Annotated in this window: 13 protein-coding genes and 1 tRNA gene; 10 read left to right on the top strand and 4 right to left on the bottom strand. The window is 50.0% G+C overall.

Annotation, left to right across the window (positions count from 1 at the left end):
- Positions 1 to 68 precede the first annotated feature (68 nt).
- On the bottom strand, positions 69 to 545 hold the full coding sequence (locus tag BUB30_RS08365; RefSeq protein WP_073132701.1) for a hypothetical protein: 477 nt from the start codon (positions 543 to 545) through the stop codon (positions 69 to 71).
- Positions 546 to 650: 105 nt separating this feature from the next.
- Between BUB30_RS08365 and BUB30_RS34805 the strand changes: the two genes are divergently transcribed.
- Both BUB30_RS34805 and BUB30_RS08355 read left to right on the top strand, forming a co-directional pair.
- Entirely contained in the window at positions 651 to 866 is a 216-nt protein-coding gene (locus tag BUB30_RS34805; RefSeq protein ID WP_143164817.1) for a hypothetical protein, read from the top strand.
- Positions 867 to 938: 72 nt separating this feature from the next.
- Positions 939 to 1,028 (top strand) — tRNA-Ser (locus tag BUB30_RS08355).
- A 269-nt stretch (positions 1,029 to 1,297) separates the two neighbouring features.
- Here BUB30_RS08355 and BUB30_RS08350 read toward each other — a convergent pair.
- Positions 1,298 to 2,548 (bottom strand): alkaline phosphatase family protein, encoded by a 1,251-nt coding sequence (locus BUB30_RS08350; protein ID WP_221408679.1) that lies wholly within the window; start codon positions 2,546 to 2,548, stop codon positions 1,298 to 1,300.
- Positions 2,549 to 2,859: 311 nt separating this feature from the next.
- Here BUB30_RS08350 and BUB30_RS08345 point away from each other — a divergent pair, with 311 nt between their 5' ends.
- From BUB30_RS08345 to BUB30_RS08310, 8 genes are all read left to right on the top strand, one after another.
- Complete coding sequence (locus tag BUB30_RS08345) at positions 2,860 to 3,969, top strand: MFS transporter (RefSeq protein ID WP_221408678.1); 1,110 nt, start codon at positions 2,860 to 2,862, stop codon at positions 3,967 to 3,969.
- 14 nt (positions 3,970 to 3,983) lie between these two features.
- The gene (locus BUB30_RS35430; RefSeq protein ID WP_221408677.1) at positions 3,984 to 4,424 is read left to right on the top strand and encodes an MFS transporter; all 441 of its coding nucleotides are present in this window, start codon (positions 3,984 to 3,986) and stop codon (positions 4,422 to 4,424) included.
- A gap of 53 nt (positions 4,425 to 4,477) precedes the next feature.
- Entirely contained in the window at positions 4,478 to 5,017 is a 540-nt protein-coding gene (locus BUB30_RS08340; protein WP_073132696.1) for a hypothetical protein, read from the top strand.
- 33 nt (positions 5,018 to 5,050) lie between these two features.
- Complete coding sequence (locus tag BUB30_RS08335; protein ID WP_084137967.1) at positions 5,051 to 5,770, top strand: outer membrane beta-barrel protein; 720 nt, start codon at positions 5,051 to 5,053, stop codon at positions 5,768 to 5,770.
- A gap of 163 nt (positions 5,771 to 5,933) precedes the next feature.
- The gene (locus tag BUB30_RS08330; RefSeq protein WP_073132692.1) at positions 5,934 to 7,766 is read left to right on the top strand and encodes a YncE family protein; all 1,833 of its coding nucleotides are present in this window, start codon (positions 5,934 to 5,936) and stop codon (positions 7,764 to 7,766) included.
- A 220-nt stretch (positions 7,767 to 7,986) separates the two neighbouring features.
- Complete coding sequence (locus BUB30_RS08325) at positions 7,987 to 8,529, top strand: hypothetical protein (protein ID WP_143164816.1); 543 nt, start codon at positions 7,987 to 7,989, stop codon at positions 8,527 to 8,529.
- 357 nt (positions 8,530 to 8,886) lie between these two features.
- Positions 8,887 to 11,142, top strand: coding sequence for a CRTAC1 family protein (locus BUB30_RS08315; protein ID WP_221408676.1), 2,256 nt, complete (start codon positions 8,887 to 8,889; stop codon positions 11,140 to 11,142).
- A gap of 53 nt (positions 11,143 to 11,195) precedes the next feature.
- The gene (locus BUB30_RS08310; RefSeq protein WP_221408675.1) at positions 11,196 to 13,421 is read left to right on the top strand and encodes an FG-GAP-like repeat-containing protein; all 2,226 of its coding nucleotides are present in this window, start codon (positions 11,196 to 11,198) and stop codon (positions 13,419 to 13,421) included.
- An 88-nt stretch (positions 13,422 to 13,509) separates the two neighbouring features.
- Here the strand turns inward: BUB30_RS08310 and BUB30_RS08305 are convergent, their stop codons facing one another.
- Both BUB30_RS08305 and BUB30_RS08290 read right to left on the bottom strand, forming a co-directional pair.
- Positions 13,510 to 13,890: an ABC transporter permease gene (locus BUB30_RS08305; RefSeq protein WP_073132683.1), complete on the bottom strand. Its 381-nt coding sequence runs from the start codon at positions 13,888 to 13,890 to the stop codon at positions 13,510 to 13,512.
- A gap of 992 nt (positions 13,891 to 14,882) precedes the next feature.
- Positions 14,883 to 16,571, bottom strand: coding sequence for a PQQ-dependent sugar dehydrogenase (locus BUB30_RS08290; RefSeq protein WP_245804051.1), 1,689 nt, complete (start codon positions 16,569 to 16,571; stop codon positions 14,883 to 14,885).
- Positions 16,572 to 17,171 lie beyond the last annotated feature (600 nt).

Here is a 17,171-nt window from a genome sequence, read left to right as displayed (position 1 = left end):
ATTGAAATTTACCGTCATATAAAGAATAGAGAATAGACCTTTTCGCAGCGAAAAGGTGAGGGGGATGGCTAACCTCGGGGAGGAGGGGAGAGTACAGGCTCGTTGCGCTGGAGCAGCGAATAGTCTTTTTCAACAAAGGAAATTAGGATACACCAACCTGAGCCGGCTGATAGTGCCGTTGATTCTGCCGAAGTGTAGTCCTTAAATAGTTTTGCGAACGAATCCAGGGTATGATGGGCACTGGCGGGTAAATTATTGGCCAGGTTGGTATACTCGTTCAGTACTTTGACTAGTTTCTTTTTATGATGATCCTTGATACACACCATAAACAGCGTGTCATTTTCAAGGCGTTGCTTCACCAGGCTATAGTACTCGCCCTGGTATTCAAATTCGCCGTTCGCCCTTTCATAACCCTGTTGTTGCAAGGTGTAAGGAAGCGAGATGGTAGGCACGGAGAAAACCACGAGGTCGTTTGATGAATAATTGTCGGCGTCCAGGCGAACGAGCAGGTCTTTCTGCGCCCGGGATTTTGCTGCCCAATACACCAGATAGTATCCTCCTATGTTGAACAGGAAGATCGAAAGGAAGAATATGGCAAAGGCCTTTTTCAGAGGTTTAGGGTTCTTGGATACTCTAGTTACAAATAATCCATGGAGCCAACAAAAAAGGCCATGGATCTCCGGCCCATTGTCGTATTTATTGGAATAATTTTAAAATTCGCCCCAAAAATCATCAAATTTTATCTTGCCTTTTCAGGGCCGCTTTTCCTCGCAAAGCGTGAAATTGATGCTTTTAACAGGCCAATACCGCCCGAACACACCCGCGCGCTGATCGGCCTCTCCCGGGCCGGAGAAATGACCGCGTGAGGTTTGGAAACTGCGTTTTTTATTGATTTCTTTGCGTCCCGTTTCCAGGAAAAACATCGAAAACACCAAAATGGAGAGGTGTCCGAGTGGTTGAAGGAGCACGCCTGGAAAGTGTGTATACTCGAAAGGGTATCGCGGGTTCGAATCCCGCCCTCTCCGCCAATCCAATAAATGCCCGCCCGACGAAGGAGGGCATTTTTGTTTTAAAGGATTTTGCCGAGTGCCCCACTCGAGCAAAATCCTTTAAAACAAAAATGCAGTGAGCGCAGCGAACGGAGGCATTTATTGGATTGAAGCCCACCCTCACCGGATCACCGAAGGTAATCCCGCCCTCTCGCGACCTACGGCGGACAAGTCCGCCAGTACCCCGCAACTTTTAGCATAGGCGATTTAGGCTAGTCAGTTCCGTTATGCCTCACTCAGATAATCAATTATTGTAATAATCCTGCCGGTATTTTCCCATCCACCTTAGGAAACGGAACACCAAGGAGTTTCACCATGATGGGCGTCATATCGCGCAGATTCATTTCCTGTATGACAGCGCCCTTGCGGATGCCTGGGCCATGCGCTACCAGGCCGGTGCGGATATTTTTCGTGTCGGGGAAATGTCCGTGTGTACCGCCTTTGCCGGGCTTTATGGCATCGCCTGTACTGGCCGTGCTAAATGCAGCGTCATGCTGTCCGGTAAGCGCGAACGCAATATTCGGATTATAGCCACCTTTGTCCAATTGTTCCCTGCTGATGATGCGGTAATATTGTTTCACGGTATCAGGTTGCGCTTGCAATAGTGCCTTTACTTTATTCGCAGTTGCTTTGTCAGAGGGGTCTTTCAGGTACAGGAAAGCCGATCCGCCGGCTGTATTGAATTGCGCTTTCCAGTCGCCTGTTCTCACGTCGTTGATCAACCCGGCTTCTTTCAGCCATACATTGGGCGAGATCATCTTCTTTACATCATAAAACCCGTGGTCGCCGCCCACCAGGAATACCGTGGTTTCCCATATACTTGCGGCTTTCAAAGCGTCTATGATAATGCCTACAGCAGCATCAGCATCCGCCACCGCTTCCTGTACCGGTGTTCCGTGGCGCCCCACATCATGTTGGGCGCCGTCTGCAGAAAATACGTGAATAGTCATCAACTCCGGTTTGCTTTTCTTTATGATATACGCGGCAATCTTAGCCACGTTCTGGTTTTTCCCTGCATCGATCACGTCAACGCCTCCGAACACTTCTTTTTTCACCTCGGCATAAAAACCATGCGGTAAAGAATATTGTTCGCAGACTGAATCGCCCAGGTTGCCAACGTCGGGGATGTTGTAGTCTACAGGAGCGTTGGCAGATACGGGCCAATAGAGCGACGCAACGGTCATGCCTTTTTCTTTGGCCGCTTTCCAGATTGTGGGTACATGAATGGAGCTATCTTGCCAGTAAGGTTTCTGGGGCATTCCATCGGGGGTGAATACGTTGTTATAAAATACGCCATGCTTCTCGGGCTGCACACCGGTAACGATCGTGGTATGGGAGGGATAGGTAACGGAAGGGAACACGCTGTTTACTCCCTTGGCATAAGCCCCGTCTTTCATCAGCGCACGAAGGTTAGGCGTTTGCCACTCGTTGTCCAGGTAAAAATCGGGGCGGAACCCGTCAATGGTAAGAAAGATAACGTGCTTAGCGGTCTGTGCCATAAGCGGCCCTGTTATCATAAACAAGGCAAAGAGTGCTATTGAAAATTGTTTTTTCATACGTATTGTCATTCCGTTTTACGGAGTTTAGGACTGATCCCGTAAACCGGGATAAAGAACGGGAAAGGGTGTGTGTATCCTGTTAATTTTTTGTGATATTATTATCAACGTGGTTCGACAGAAGTCTGAGCAGCCCGTGTGTCGGGGGGACAATTAATACATTGTATTTTCAGGATTTTGAAAAAACAGATAATAATCCTAAACCGTAAATTTGATTTGAAAGGTGAAAGCAAGTGCACCTACCCCGACCCATCATGCCAACCGTCGCGCTAAAAAGTAAAGAAGGAATTTGGGTCATGGTCTCGGCCATTCTGGCGTCGGCCATGGCTTTTATTGACGCCACGGCGTTGAATGTGGTGTTGCCCTCGATGCAGGAAGAACTTCAGGCATCGGTGACGGACATATTCTGGGTGCTCAACGCCTACCTCTTGATGCTGGCCTCGCTCATTCTCATTGGTGGCTCACTGGGCGACACGTTGGGGAGGAAGAAAATATTCATGACGGGTATTGTTCTGTTTACGCTGAGTTCGGCGTTGTGCGGAATGTCGGCGACTATTTTTCAACTGATCGTGTTCCGGATTTTTCAGGGCATCGGCGGCGCCTTGATGATACCGGGTAGTCTGTCGCTGATCTCTTCGTCCATACACGAGCGAGAGCGGGGCAAAGCTATCGGTATTTGGTCGGCCGTGAGCACGGCGGTTACGATCGGCGGACCCATTCTGGGCGGTGCGTTGGCGGATGCCGGATGGTGGCGTTATATATTTTATATCAATGTTCCCATTGGACTGATCGCGTTGTTCATTCTGTTTGCCAAGGTTAAAGAAGTGAAAGGTGGTGGAGCGGACAAGCCCATCGATGTTGCCGGGGCGCTTCTGATCGCCATATGTTTGGCATCGCTCACGTATGGGTTTCTACGAATACCGAAGGTGGGATTTAATAACTGGCAGGTTTATATTTCCCTGGGGGTGGGAATATTGTCGCTGCCGGTGTTCATCGCCCAAGAGAAAAGGGTGCTGCATCCGATGATGCCGTTGCACTTGTTCAAGAATAAGATTTTTAGCGGGACGAATCTTTATACCTTCTTCCTCTACGCGGGGCTTAGCGCCGGCATGTTTTTTCTTTCGTTGAACCTGATCCAGATACAGGGTTACCGCCAGTTTGAGGCCGGGCTTGCATTTTTGCCGTTCACGCTTTTGCTGACGCTGTTGTCAGCGGTGGCTGGCAAGTTGTCTGACCGTTACGGCCTAAATTTTTTTTGGTGGCGGGCGCCACGATCACGGGAGCCGCTTTGCTTTTTCTGGCCTTCATACCAAAAACCAGTGGCCCCACGCAATATTGGTCCACGTTCTTTCCCGGGATTTTGATCTTTGGAGCAGGGATGACTTTCGTGGTTGCGCCCTTGACGGCCACGGTGATGGGTTGTGTGAGCGATCAATATTCGGGCGTGGCTTCGGGAGTGAACAATGCCGTTACGAGGACGTCGGGTGTTTTTGCCAATGCGATCTTTGGAGCGTTGGCCGTTCTGCTCTTTAGCAGCGCCTTGCAAAAAGACCTGGCGAAGACTTCTTTCGGGGAGGAAAGCAAAAGGGAAATCGCCGCGCAAGTCGTCAATCTGGGGAATGCAAAGGCGCCTTCCCATTTGTCGGACGCCGACCGGCAGAAGGTCCAGGAGCTTTATCAGCAGGGATTTCTTGATGCCTATAGAACAATTATGATCCTGGCCGCAGCGTTGTGTTTTGGGGCTACGTTGATGGCAGTGCTCTTTGTTGAAAAAGGAGTCCATGTCCGAGGGGGGGAGGAAAAATTGTCAAGGCCCTGATGACGGCATGTTACCTGCCTTTTTAATAGATTTAGCACAAATCGTTACCAAAAATGAAACAGTTTCCCATCCTCCTGTTGCTTCTGTCTGTTCTTTTTGCTTGCTCAAAAAATGACCCTACCACACCTCCCGTGATGAATGGCTTTACACTAAATGACAAATTCTACCCTACGCCATTTGGTTTATATAGCCATACAGGAGGGGATACAGATTACTCATTTACGTTTATTGATCAGCCCATCATAAAATCGGCCGACGGCAAATACCAGATCGATTTAAAAAACAAAACCATTAACGCGGTCATTTTTTCGGACCTCACATTAAGAGCGAAAGATCAGTGGATTGATGACTTCTTTTCAGATCCAACGGAAACTTTGCCGGGTGGAATTGATTATATCGAATACGATGCAAATCAATTCATGGACGCCCATTCCGATCCGGTAAACCCACCTGACTTTGCGCCACCAAAAAGTGCGACATTCCAAATCATTTCAAAGAATGGCGACACTTTTGAAATTGAATATGATGTTGTTTTTAAAAACGACGCGCATGTCGTTGGCCACTTCAAAGGAGTACTTAAAAGCAATCCCTAGTCAAGTTGTATAGATTCGTAAATAATAGCCAATATGGAAAGGTGGATTTTGATTTTAACTATACTGCTTTTGAACGGCGTAAACGTTGTTGCACAAACAGCACCGACACCACCAGAACGGTATTTGCGCAAACGACTCATATCGAAGTTTGAAGTAACTGCCGGTGGTGGACTGCTCAGAAGCTCTACTTATTTTGGCAATTCGGTCACCAGATTCGGTTATTCATTTGGGGGAGGCGTTTCACACGCCTTCTCCAAAACTTTAGAATTGAAGGCAAGAGTGCTGTATGAAAGGAAGGGGAGTCAGACGGTTGGCGATGGTTATGGTTATGGTTATTATGGACAGGGGCCGCTCGGGCCGATACACTTTACGCGTGATATTACCACCACCCTGAATTATCTAACCATTTCAGTGATGCCGACCATTCACATTTTGCCAAAGAAGAATGTTGTGTTTGGTATGGGTGCCTTCTATGGGTTTCTTAGAAAAGCTGAAGTGATTTATAAAAATATCGATCACATCAATCCGGCAAACAGTTCAACCCTTGTTTTAACGGACCCAAGAAATTTCCCATCGAAGTATGAATATGGCTTCTCTGGTTATGCTGGTTATGTGTTGCCATTATCCAAAAAATATGATCTGACATTTATGCTGCACTACAGCAAGAGTTTGACTGACTTTGTCGATTTTGCCAGCACTTACCAACGAAACAATGTGCTTCTGTTTTCGGTTACATTTGGTTTTTTGCGGTAGGATTTTTTTTCGGTCACCGGGAAAAGGGAACGCCAAAATGCAGAGTCGCCCAGTGATGGAAGGAGCACGCACACCTGGAAAGCGTGTATAACTACAATTGCGCCACCCAACTTTTGGCAAAATCCTAGCCCTAACCTGACTTAAATGCCGAAATTGCCTGAACATGAATCCCGTGAAGGCCACATCAACCATACTCTTAAGCCTATCCCTGGCATCACCCGCCACCCACGCCCAGATCCCCTGGAACATCGAGATCATTAAGCCCGAAGCGATAGGAGGAGAGCCGGGTTTCTCGCCTAGCTTTTCACCCATCAGCAGTCCGAATTACTTTCAACTGGGCCGGGTAACCGTTGAACAAGCCGATGGCCCCGATAGCCATCGGGGCGTCAGTTTACTGAAAATGCTGGATTACAAAACGATGAAGGTGACCAACCTGATCGTGCCGATGGATAAATTCCCGGCGAGCCACAGGGAAGTGCTGGCGATGAAAACGGTGTATAACGGTGACGTGCTCCATTACAACGGAAAAGTCTCAACCGTGAAATTTGATCGCCGCGTGAATTACAAGAATACCGGCGAGTTTGCTTGTCAGTACGATCACGAAAAAGGACAGTGGTCTGAGTTGGTGTCGCTGGGGAACGTGGACGATCTCCACTTTTTCTATCCGATGGGCGTTGACCGGGAAGAAAATTACTATTACTACGCCATCACACACCGGGTGGACTACGCTGCGCGGATGGGGGAGCCAACGCGTTACGACCTGGCCCGGTTTGACCTGAAGACGCGCAAAGTGGATACGTTGTTCACCCTCGACATGCCGAAACGGGAGCATTATCTCCACCTCGATCACACCATGATCAGTCCGGACGGAAGATGGCTTGTGCTCAGTGAATACGGCGACAAGGCGTGGAGGAGATCCTATCCTAAGGATGCTAAGGATGCCCAGCCGGTGGCATACATCATTGATACCCAGAAGAAAAATCACAAGACCTGCCGGATCCCGGATGTGCCCTACGGACACGTGATCACGCCCGACTCGAAGTACATGATCCTGGGTAGCTACGAAACCGGGGAGGTGGTGAAGATCGAACTGGAAACGGGCAAACCGGTGGCGCAAATCAAATCAACCACCACCATCTTCAATTTCTTCTTGGCCCCATCGGGCAACTACTTCCTGGTAGATTATGATGAGGAAAGGTGTCCCAGAAAAGTGTACGATGTGCGCAGCGCCAGCGACTTGAAACTGATCACTTCCGTCATGCTGAACGATCTGTACAGCAAGCCTGAAATGTCGCGCGGGCTGAAATCCATCATGGACGGCCGCCTGCTGATCTCGCGTACAGTAGATCCAAAAGATTCGCTGCAACACGCCACCGCGGTGCTGGTTCACCGCTTGCCGGAAAACATCAAGCCCAATGAACCCGGTAGCTCAACGGCAAAGCGGCTTGAACTGGCAGAAACCATTGCGAATGGTAAACTGTACGCAGGCAAAAATGGCATCGAACTCAATCCGCCGCAATACGACATGGGCAAAGCAACTTCCGTAACCATCGCTTCTGATAAAAACGTTATCGTCGCCGGCAGTCGCTGGACGGATGACGAAACCTCGGAGGAAGTGATCACAAAATTGACGCGGAGCGGTGAGAAGATTTGGGAAGCAAAACTCCCCACCGTTAAACAAGCCATCAGTTCAGCGGGCATGCACATTCCCACACCAGACGGTGGCTGTGTGGTGTATTTCATGTACTACCATCACCCTAAGTCATACGGCATCGGCAGGCTGGCCCTCATCAACGGGAACGGAAAGGTGATCTATGATACGCAGTTCAGTTATCAGCCCAACCCGAACGCCACCTACATGACCAAAGGTATGGAACTGATGCAAGGCGGGGCGGTGAAAATCTACGGCGAGATCTATCCGACGCCGAATGGTGCAAGCCTTCCCTGGACCGGTACCGTGAGCCCGGAAGGGAAGTTGGTGAAGTCGGAGTATTGAATTAAAATACCTACCAAACTTGTCAAATCGTATATTGTCTTTCAGCATCTACAAATTCAGCGAATGGAATTAAAACCTCAAAACTTAAATGATTTGAGGTTTTTTATTGCCCACCCTGTCCTTTAAACACAATACTTTCAATTCCCAGGGCATCCCGTTATTTGGCATCGCCCCAAATTTTGGCTAGATTCGGTCGGTCAATTTTTAAGGCCCAAAGCATTTGAGAAAAATAGTGTCCATAGCGTGTGTTGTCCTGCTGCTCTTTAATGTGGTGGGCTACTATGGATTGTTTTTCGGGTTGCGCTATGCCAACGACCGCGAAATGCAGGAAAAACTGGATGCCGACGCGTTCGATACCTCCGAAACCATTACCATCGCCGTTCCCATCGCCATTCCCTATATGGTGGACTCGCGAACCTTTGAGCGGGTAGACGGCAAGGTGGAGCACAACGGCGTGTCCTATCGCCTACTCAAGCAACGTTTCGAGCGCGACACGCTCTACATGGTATGTGTGAAAGACGTTCAGGACGAACGCATCGACCAGGCCCTGGCCAGGTTTGTAAAAACTTTTACCGACCGGCCACAAGACAATTCGCATCAAACGAAAACATTCTCCACGTTCATCAAAGACTACGTTGCGCAGACCTTTTCCCTCCGCACGCTGGCCCTGGGCTGGCAACAGCAACGGGTAGACAAACCCGTGGTCGTGGCCACTCTCGCCGACTATCATCCGTCCATAACACACCCTCCTAAGTCAATCTGACACGGAGGTTCTTCTGTTGATTTTTTTCTATCCGCACATCGCCTCGCGCATCCTGCGCCGGCAAGACGCTTGCATTTCACCCGCGTTGACCGTTCACGGCAAGCCGGTGATGGCCGGCATGGATCGTGCGTAACAAAGAGTTTACTCAACTACCTCCTGGCGTTGCTTTGCGCATGACCTTGCCAAAGCAACACCGCGACGACGCGTCGCCATTTTCAATTGTTTTTTTTATTCGATGAGGATCGCCCGGCAAAAAGCGGTGTGTCAAACAACGACGCATGCTTTTTGAATTCGCCGGCGATGCTTGACAAGAACAGAGACATGAGAGGTTTAATCTTAAAACTGAGGAATTCTGAAATGAAACAAAAGATACCTTCTGTGCTGGCTTTTGGGATGACCGTTGTTTTGGTCGCGGCCTGCAGCATGGAGTTACAACCCAAGAAAGCATCCGGTAACAAAGAAATGATTCGCATACTGAAAAGTGTGAAGAACGATTCGTTTCATTCTAAAAACATATTCTGTCCGGAAGCCAGACTTCCCTACCTGGATTCGTTGCTGGCCGACCCCAACAGCACAACGGGAGAGACACGCCATAGCCAATATCAGAAAGCCATCGCCCTGCTGGAACTGGGGCGCGAAGAAGAAGCCATCCGCATCCTGGAGCGTCTCACCAAAGACAACACGCCCTATCTGACACCGGGCATCCGGAAGACACTGGCCGTGGCCTACTTGCGCCAGGGCGAGCGTTCCAATTGCATTGCGAATCATGCCGCAGAATCGTGCATACTGCCCATCCAAGGCCTGGGGATTCACCAGGATCAGGATGGCTCGCGCAAAGCGATTGGTCTTTACCAGGACATGTTGAAGACAGACCCCGACAACCTGGAAGCCCGATGGCTGCTGAACGTGGCCTACATGACGCTGGGAGAATATCCACAGCACGTGCCCGCCAAATTTCTTCTGCCCGACATGCAAGGCGACACTACGGTCCAAATCAACGCCTTCCAGGACATTGCCGGCGATCTGAAGCTTGACGTCAGGAACATGGCCGGCGGAAGCATCGCCGACGACTTCAACAACGACGGCTACCTGGACCTCATCACGTCGGGCTGGGGGTTGGCCGATCAGATGCACTTCTTTGTGAACAATGCCAACGGAACGTTTAACGATGTGACCGACAAGTCGGGTTTAAAAGATATTACCGGCGGACTAAACCTCATGCAAGCCGACTATGACAACGATGGCAACAAAGACGTGCTGGTCTTGCGGGGTGCCTGGAAAAGAGACTTTGGAAAAGAACCCAACTCGCTCCTGAAAAACAACGGCGACGGCACCTTCACCGATGTGACCACGAGCAGCGGCTTGCTTTCGTTTCACCCCACGCAAACGGCTACCTGGAACGACTTCAACAACGACGGCTGGATCGACCTTTTCATCGGCAATGAGACCGTGATCGTTGGGAACAACGAACAACATCCCTGCGAACTGTACATCAACAACCAGGATGGTACGTTCAGGGAAGTGGCGCGCCAGGCGCACTGCGATGTGCTCAACTATGTGAAAGGCGTTGCCTCGGGCGACTACGACAACGATGGCTGGAAAGACATTTTTGTTTCCACCATGGACGGCGAACGAAAGCTCCTGAAAAACCGGGGCCTGCAGCAAAAGGAGATCGTGTTCGAAAACGTGACGAAAGCGGCAGGCCTCGCCGCCGAAACCGGCAACACATTTCCCACCTGGTTCTGGGACTACGACAACGATGGCTGGCTCGACATCTTTGCCTGTGACTATACCTTCGAAAAATCGCTGGCGTACTATGCGGCTGCAGAGAAGTTGAACATCGCCGCCGGCAACCCCGAAAAAATGTTGCTCTACCGAAACAATCACGACGGCACCTTCACCAACATTGCCAATGAGGTGGGGCTCAACAAAAATGTGTTTGCCATGGGATCGAACTTTGGCGACATCGACAACGACGGCTTTCTCGACATGTACCTGGGCAGTGGCAACCCGCTGTATCAATCGCTCGTCCCCAACAAAATGTTCCAGAACATCGGTGGCAAAACATTTGCCGACGTGACGGCGTCGGCCCGGGTTGGTCATTTGCAAAAGGGACACGGTGTTTCGTTTGCCGACATGGACAACGACGGCGACCAGGACATTTACATCGAGATGGGCGGTGCCTATGTGGGCGATTCCTATCAAAACTCTTTCTTTCTGAATCCCGGACAAAAGGACAACAACCGCTGGATCGACCTCACGCTGGAAGGCACCACCTCTAACCGCACCGCGATCGGCACACGGGTGAAGGTGACGTTCAAAGAAAAGGGCATTGTCCGGAGTGTTTATCGCGATGTGAATTCGGGCGGCAGCTTTGGGGCTTCGCCACTGCGACGCGAGATCGGCGTGGGACAGGCGGAGATGATCGACCAGATCGAAATCCGCTGGCATGGCAGCGGCAAGGTACAGGTCTTCAGTCATATCAAGCCCAACCAATTTCTGAAAATAACGGAGGGCAGCGACGAGATTGAATCGGTGCACCTCAACGCGATTCAATGGGTGTTGCCCGACCGGTTGTGTTATCCGATGGTGAGCAAAGCCAAAAAGAATTGACCGGTCGCCGGCCGGTCTGAATGCATAATGAAGAGGGTATCAAAAACCAAACTATGAAACCAAAACTACTTTTGTCGATCATGATGTTCATGCTCTTGTGTGTGGTGCAGTCGTGCCAGCACAAGCCAACGTGTCATGAAGAGATGGTGGCGATCTTGAAAAAATTTGATCAGGAAGCCAGCGTGATGAGCAACCAATGGTATCCGCAGGCTGGGCTCGTGTACATGGATTCGCTTTTGAATTCGCCGCGCAGCACGCCCAGCGGGATCCGGTATTGCAAATATTTGAAGGCCAATATCCTTTTGCAGTTGGGCCAGGAAGAACAAGCCATTCAGCTGCTGGAAGAATTGGCAAGCGCGGATGTGAACCATGAATTTCTGCCGCTCTGGAAAGACCTGGCGTTGGCTTACCTGCGCCAGGGCGAACGGTCGAACTGCATTTCGAATCATGCGGCCGAATCGTGTATCCTTCCCGTGAAAGGCGTGGGCGTGCACAGCGATCCGGAAGGGTCCAGGAAGGCCATCGAGATCTTTACAAAACTCGTTGCCCTGAATCCGGGCGATCTTGAATCGGGATGGTTGTTGAACCTGGCCTATATGACGTTGGGTGAATATCCCCAGGGTGTGCCTCGGGGATATTTAATCCCCAACCTCCAGGGCGACACCACGGTGAAAGTGAAACCGTTTCAGGACATTGCCGGCGAACTGAAACTCGACGTGAAGAACATGGCCGGCGGAAGCATCGTGGAAGACTTTGACAACGATGGCTATCTCGACATCATGACCTCAGGGTGGGGCACCACCGAAGGACTTCATTATTTCAAAAACAACGGCAATGGAACGTTTACCGATCGGTCCGACAAGATCGGACTGGAAGGCATCACCGGTGGATTGAACATCGTGCAGGCCGACTATAACAACGATGGCTTCAAAGATGTGCTGGTGTTGCGGGGTGCTTGGAAAATGGAATACGGCAAAGAACCCAACTCGCTCCTGAAAAACAACGGCGATGGCACCTTCATGGACGTGACCACCCAAAGCGGCCTGCTCTCTTTTCACCCCACGCAGACCGCCACCTGGAACGATTTCAACAACGACGGCTGGCTTGATCTCTTTATCGGCAACGAAACGCCAACCAACACACTGGCAGAAAAACATCCCTGCGAACTGTTTATCAGCAACCAGGACGGCACCTTTCGGGAAGTGGCTCACGAAGCCCATTGTGATGTGACCAGCTTTGTGAAGGGCGTGACGTCGGGCGACTATGACAACGATGGATGGAAAGACATTTTTATCTCCACCACCAGCCACGAACGGAAATTGCTCAGGAACACCGGGCAGCAAGGCAAAGAGATTGCCTTTATGGAAGTGACACTCCAGGCCGGTCTGGCCAACGAACACGGAAATTCCTTTCCCACCTGGTTTTGGGACTATGACAACGATGGCTGGCTCGACATCTTTGCCTGCGACTACACCTTCACCAAGTCGCTGGGCTATTATGAAGCGGCCGAGAAACTGAATTTGGAGGCGGGCAATCCCGAGAAGATGTTGCTGTATCATAACAACCACGACGGCACATTCACCAACGTGGCGCCCGATGCAAACCTGAACACCAACGTGTTTGCCATGGGAGCCAACTTTGGCGACATCGACAACGACGGCTTCCTGGACATGTATCTGGGTTCGGGCAACCCGGACTATAAATCGCTTGTGCCCAACAAAATGTTTAAGAATCTCGGTGGCCAGAAGTTTGCCGACGTCACGACCTCGGCCCGCGTGGGGCACTTGCAGAAGGGCCACGGCGTTTCATTTGGCGATCTTGACAACGACGGCGACCAGGACATCTACATCGATCTGGGTGGCGCCTACGTGGGCGATGCCTATCAAAATTCGTTCTTCCTCAATCCGGGCCAGAACAACAACCACTGGATCTGCCTGATGCTGGAAGGAACCCAGTCAAATCGCGCCGCCATCGGTTCGCGAATAAAGATCACGTTCCGTGAAAACGGTGTGTCGCGCAGTGTGTATCGCGATGTGAACTCGGGCGGTTCGTTTGGTTCATCCCCCCTGCGCAGAGAGATCGGGTTGGGCGCAGCGGAGAAAATAGATGAAATTGAAATCCGCTGGCATGGCTCGGGCGATGTGCAACGCTTCAAGGATGTTCAGGTCAACCAGTTCTTAAAGATCAAAGAAGGAAGCAACACCCCCGAACCGCTGAATCTCAAACCCCTGATCTGGACCTTGCCGGACAAACTGTGTCTTCCGGTTGGAAACAGTTAAGATGGGTTCATAGCCGAACAGGATCGTGTTCCGCGTTGAGACAGCAGCATGGTAGATCGGTTTTTGTAGTTTCTAAATTGTTATTGGGCTAATCATTTTTTAAGGAATCAATCGGATTACTTTTTGATGCTCTGATCGTCTGTGATCCAATCGTCAGCAATCCCAGCATCATCAGGATAGCTGTCCCTGAAAGAAGGGTCCCCATTCCGAACTCAACTCGGTTGGGGAACTTCTGACGCCAGAGGTTATTCATAAAATAGCCTAGCGGAGCTCCGATGAAAACTGACACCAGCAGCATTTTGAAAAAACCTTTCGAGAGCAGCAGCGTGATCCTTAAATCCTTAGCGCCCAGAATTTTCCGGATACCAACTTCTCGGGTCTTGCGCTCTGCCATATACGTTGCCATCCCTAACAATCCAAGACAAGCGATAACAATAGCCATTAGGGCGATGAAACCCAGTATCGTCATTACCTTGTAGGGTATATTGACGATGTCCTGATTAAGGCATTCTTTTGCTTGAAGACAAACTTCTCATCTCCGATACCTTCACAGCGCTAACGGGCTTCGACTCATGGCCGAACCTTTTTCTGACATAGGTTAGGATCGACGCGAGGGCATGATCGTCCAAATGAGCGTGCGCCGGCATGAGTCCATTATAGGTCTTGCCTTTCACCACGATGTCGCCCCTGAATCCCATTCAGTACAACACCGATCAGTTTTCCTCGGATGCTGTCACCCACTCTGAAACGACTAAACACCAAATAAATCCTATGGAACGTAATTTCTTGCAACGGCTTATCGATACATGCAAAGAAAACTAACCAGGGAGTTAATGGATGAAGAGATCGGATTGCAGCCTGATAAGATCACGATAAGGTCAGTTTTAACATGGACTGCTTTTGCCCCGCAGTCCATGCACTTTGGGCTTTCCGTTATCATTCCTGCCGGGCGGGTGTTGGTCTGTAGTGCCCTTGGTCTTAACTTGTGCCAACTTTGGAAAAATGAATAAAGGGCTATTATATTGGTTTCTGTTGCTGTCTTTCGGTTGTTCGGCTCAAAAAAATCTGGCTGGAACCTACTCGAGGACAGGCAAAGATTTTAAATACACGTTGCGATTAAATGCTGACAGCACATTCTCTCTTAGTCAGAACTTTTTTGAAGCGGCCCCACATTGTGACGGCAAATGGCAGCGCTTGTCTAAGAACACGATCTTATTAAGATGTTCGGGTGTAAAGGATGTCGCCGAACTTTTGTCAAATGGGTATATGTCTGAAAGAGAGAAGAGGATAATCGTATTGAGTGGGAACAAGTTGAAACTTGGTCAGGTAATTTTGCGAAAGCGTAAAGATTGATACTATCCCGACTTTACCAAGCTAGGAACGTTGTGGTGATTCTAGAAGAATTTCTTCATGGAGCTGCTACAGATAGACTGCCTCTTCAACCTTCGTATTCTCATAGTATTAAGGCATCCTTTTGCTTGACGATAAACTTCTGATCTCCGATACCTTCACAGCACTAACGGGTTTTGACTCATGACCGAATCTCTTTCTCACATAAGTTAAAATTGACGCGAGGGCATGATCATCCAAATGACCGTGCGCCGGCATGAGTCCATTATAGGTCTTGCCTTTCACCACGATGTCGCCCTGCATCCCATTCAGTACAACACCGATCAGCTTTTCCTCGGATGCCGTCACCCACTCGGAATCGGCCAAGGGAGGGAAACGGTTGTTGTCCCCTTTTCCATCGCGCTGATGGCAGGCCACGCAATAGGTGTCGTAGAGTATCCTGCCACTATAGGTGTCTCCCTCTTGTACCAAATCTTTGACCGGGTCGGGGTCCCGGATATAGCTTTGGGTCTTCTTTCGATTTTCCATGGCGGCCAATTCGGATTGGCCAAATTTGTCTTTGTCCCCTTTATACATCACCCTCCAGATCTTTCCTTGATTGGATTCGCTGATATAGAGGGACCCATCCGGACCTGTCGAAAGCCCCATCGGCCGATAGACGGCATCACTGGTGTTCTTAACAACATCGACCCTTGCAAAGCCATCGGCAAAAACCTCCCATTCCCCCGTGGCATTACCGTGCTCATCAAAAGGAGCAAAACAGACGATGAAACCGGACATGGGGTAGGGTGCCCGGTCCGTTGCCCCGTGAAAGGCAATAAAGGCACCGTTGTTATAACGCTTTGGAAATTGGTCACCGTGATAGAACATAACATCCATGGGGGCCCAATGTCCTGGAAACGCGACAGCGGGCACGGCATATCCACTGGCCTTGCCTACGATCTTGCCATCACCGCCGTAGCCAGGCTGTAAGACGTTTTTCTTTTGAAGTTGATCATAGTAGGCATAGGGCCACCCATAATCCGATCCTTCGGTCACTTTCATAAGGGTCTCGGACGGGAGCAGGGCGGCCTGCCAATCCGTATAGAGGGTAGGGAAGATGGTGTGGAAATTATCGATCCCGTTTCCTACGGCATACAGACTTTCGTCTTTGGGGTTCCATTCCATCCCCACGATACTTCGGATGCCGGTTGCAAACTTGGTCCCATCTTCCTGGGTAAGACCGATCTTGTTGGCATCGAACCGCCAGATCCCCGCATGCTTTTCCAACTCTGGACAGGGGTCCAACCCTTTGCCGTTTGGTATGCCGACCGGTCCATACTTTTCCATGTCCTGGCATGCGTCGGATGGAGCCCCAAAAGGCACGTACATGTTTCCCTTGTCATCAAACGCAACGGGCTTTGTCGTGTGCCAGTTCCTTGCTACGTTGGGATCCAGATCCGTCAGCACCACTTCGGGTTCGGCCGTGGGAACCAATTCGCCCGGGATCATTTTGGTCCGGAAGATATGTTTTCGGGAGCTGACATACAGGTAGCCATGGTGTATCGTAATACCGGTGGCACCCCTGCCTTGCTCCAGGTAATCCCCGAAACGGACAATGCTGTCAGCCTTGCCGTCGTGGTCAAGGTCCCGCATGGCGACAGTCCCTTTGCCATCGTCGGCATGCTGAAGCTGGGCATAGATATCACCATTGTCGCTCACGGCAATATGCCGGGTCTCGCCAATACTGTCAACGACCACCAGTGCTTCGAAACCTCCGGGAAGAAATAGGCCACCGTTGTCCTTATCTGCCGTCGGCAAAGATGTTCCCGATGGATTAGAGCACCGCACGAATACAAGTACTAAAAACAAGCTCCATGGCATTTTGAAAATATTCGGCAACGGGTTCCTGAGATCTAAGTTCATATTCAATAGTTGATATTTCTTATTCTACGTTTTGTGGTTCAGTGAATTTTGACTTTTCGACGGTCCTTATTGAAATTATACATTTGTATACTTTAAAGTGACATGATTTCCAGGGACGGTGCAGAACTTCATTGAAATGTGAATACAGCAAGCCGGGAATTGGAGCCCACCCTTACCCGGATCACCGCAGGTAATCCAGCGAAATCCCGGCCTCTCCGCGAACACAACACCTCCCCCGGGAAGTCATCCGGGAACAACACTGTTCCTGGAACGGCCAACGAAAATAATGATGCGAACGCATGCATATTATTTGAATGGAGATTTCAACGGAGATGCCATGGGTTTTTAAACCCTGCGTGAAATCTTCATTAATTAATTCCCCAAAGCTTAGCGGATCACTAACCTAAGCTTAACGGAGAGTTTTCTTTCAGCTTTCTAATTCTCTTTTACTTTGAATTTCATTTGGCCTGGAGATGGCTTAAATGAAAATCTCAT

This window comes from Chryseolinea serpens, assembly GCF_900129725.1.
Lineage (GTDB): Bacteria > Bacteroidota > Bacteroidia > Cytophagales > Cyclobacteriaceae > Chryseolinea > Chryseolinea serpens.
The sequence above is the reverse complement of the archived record's forward strand: the minus strand, read 5'-3'. Positions and strand labels throughout refer to the sequence as shown.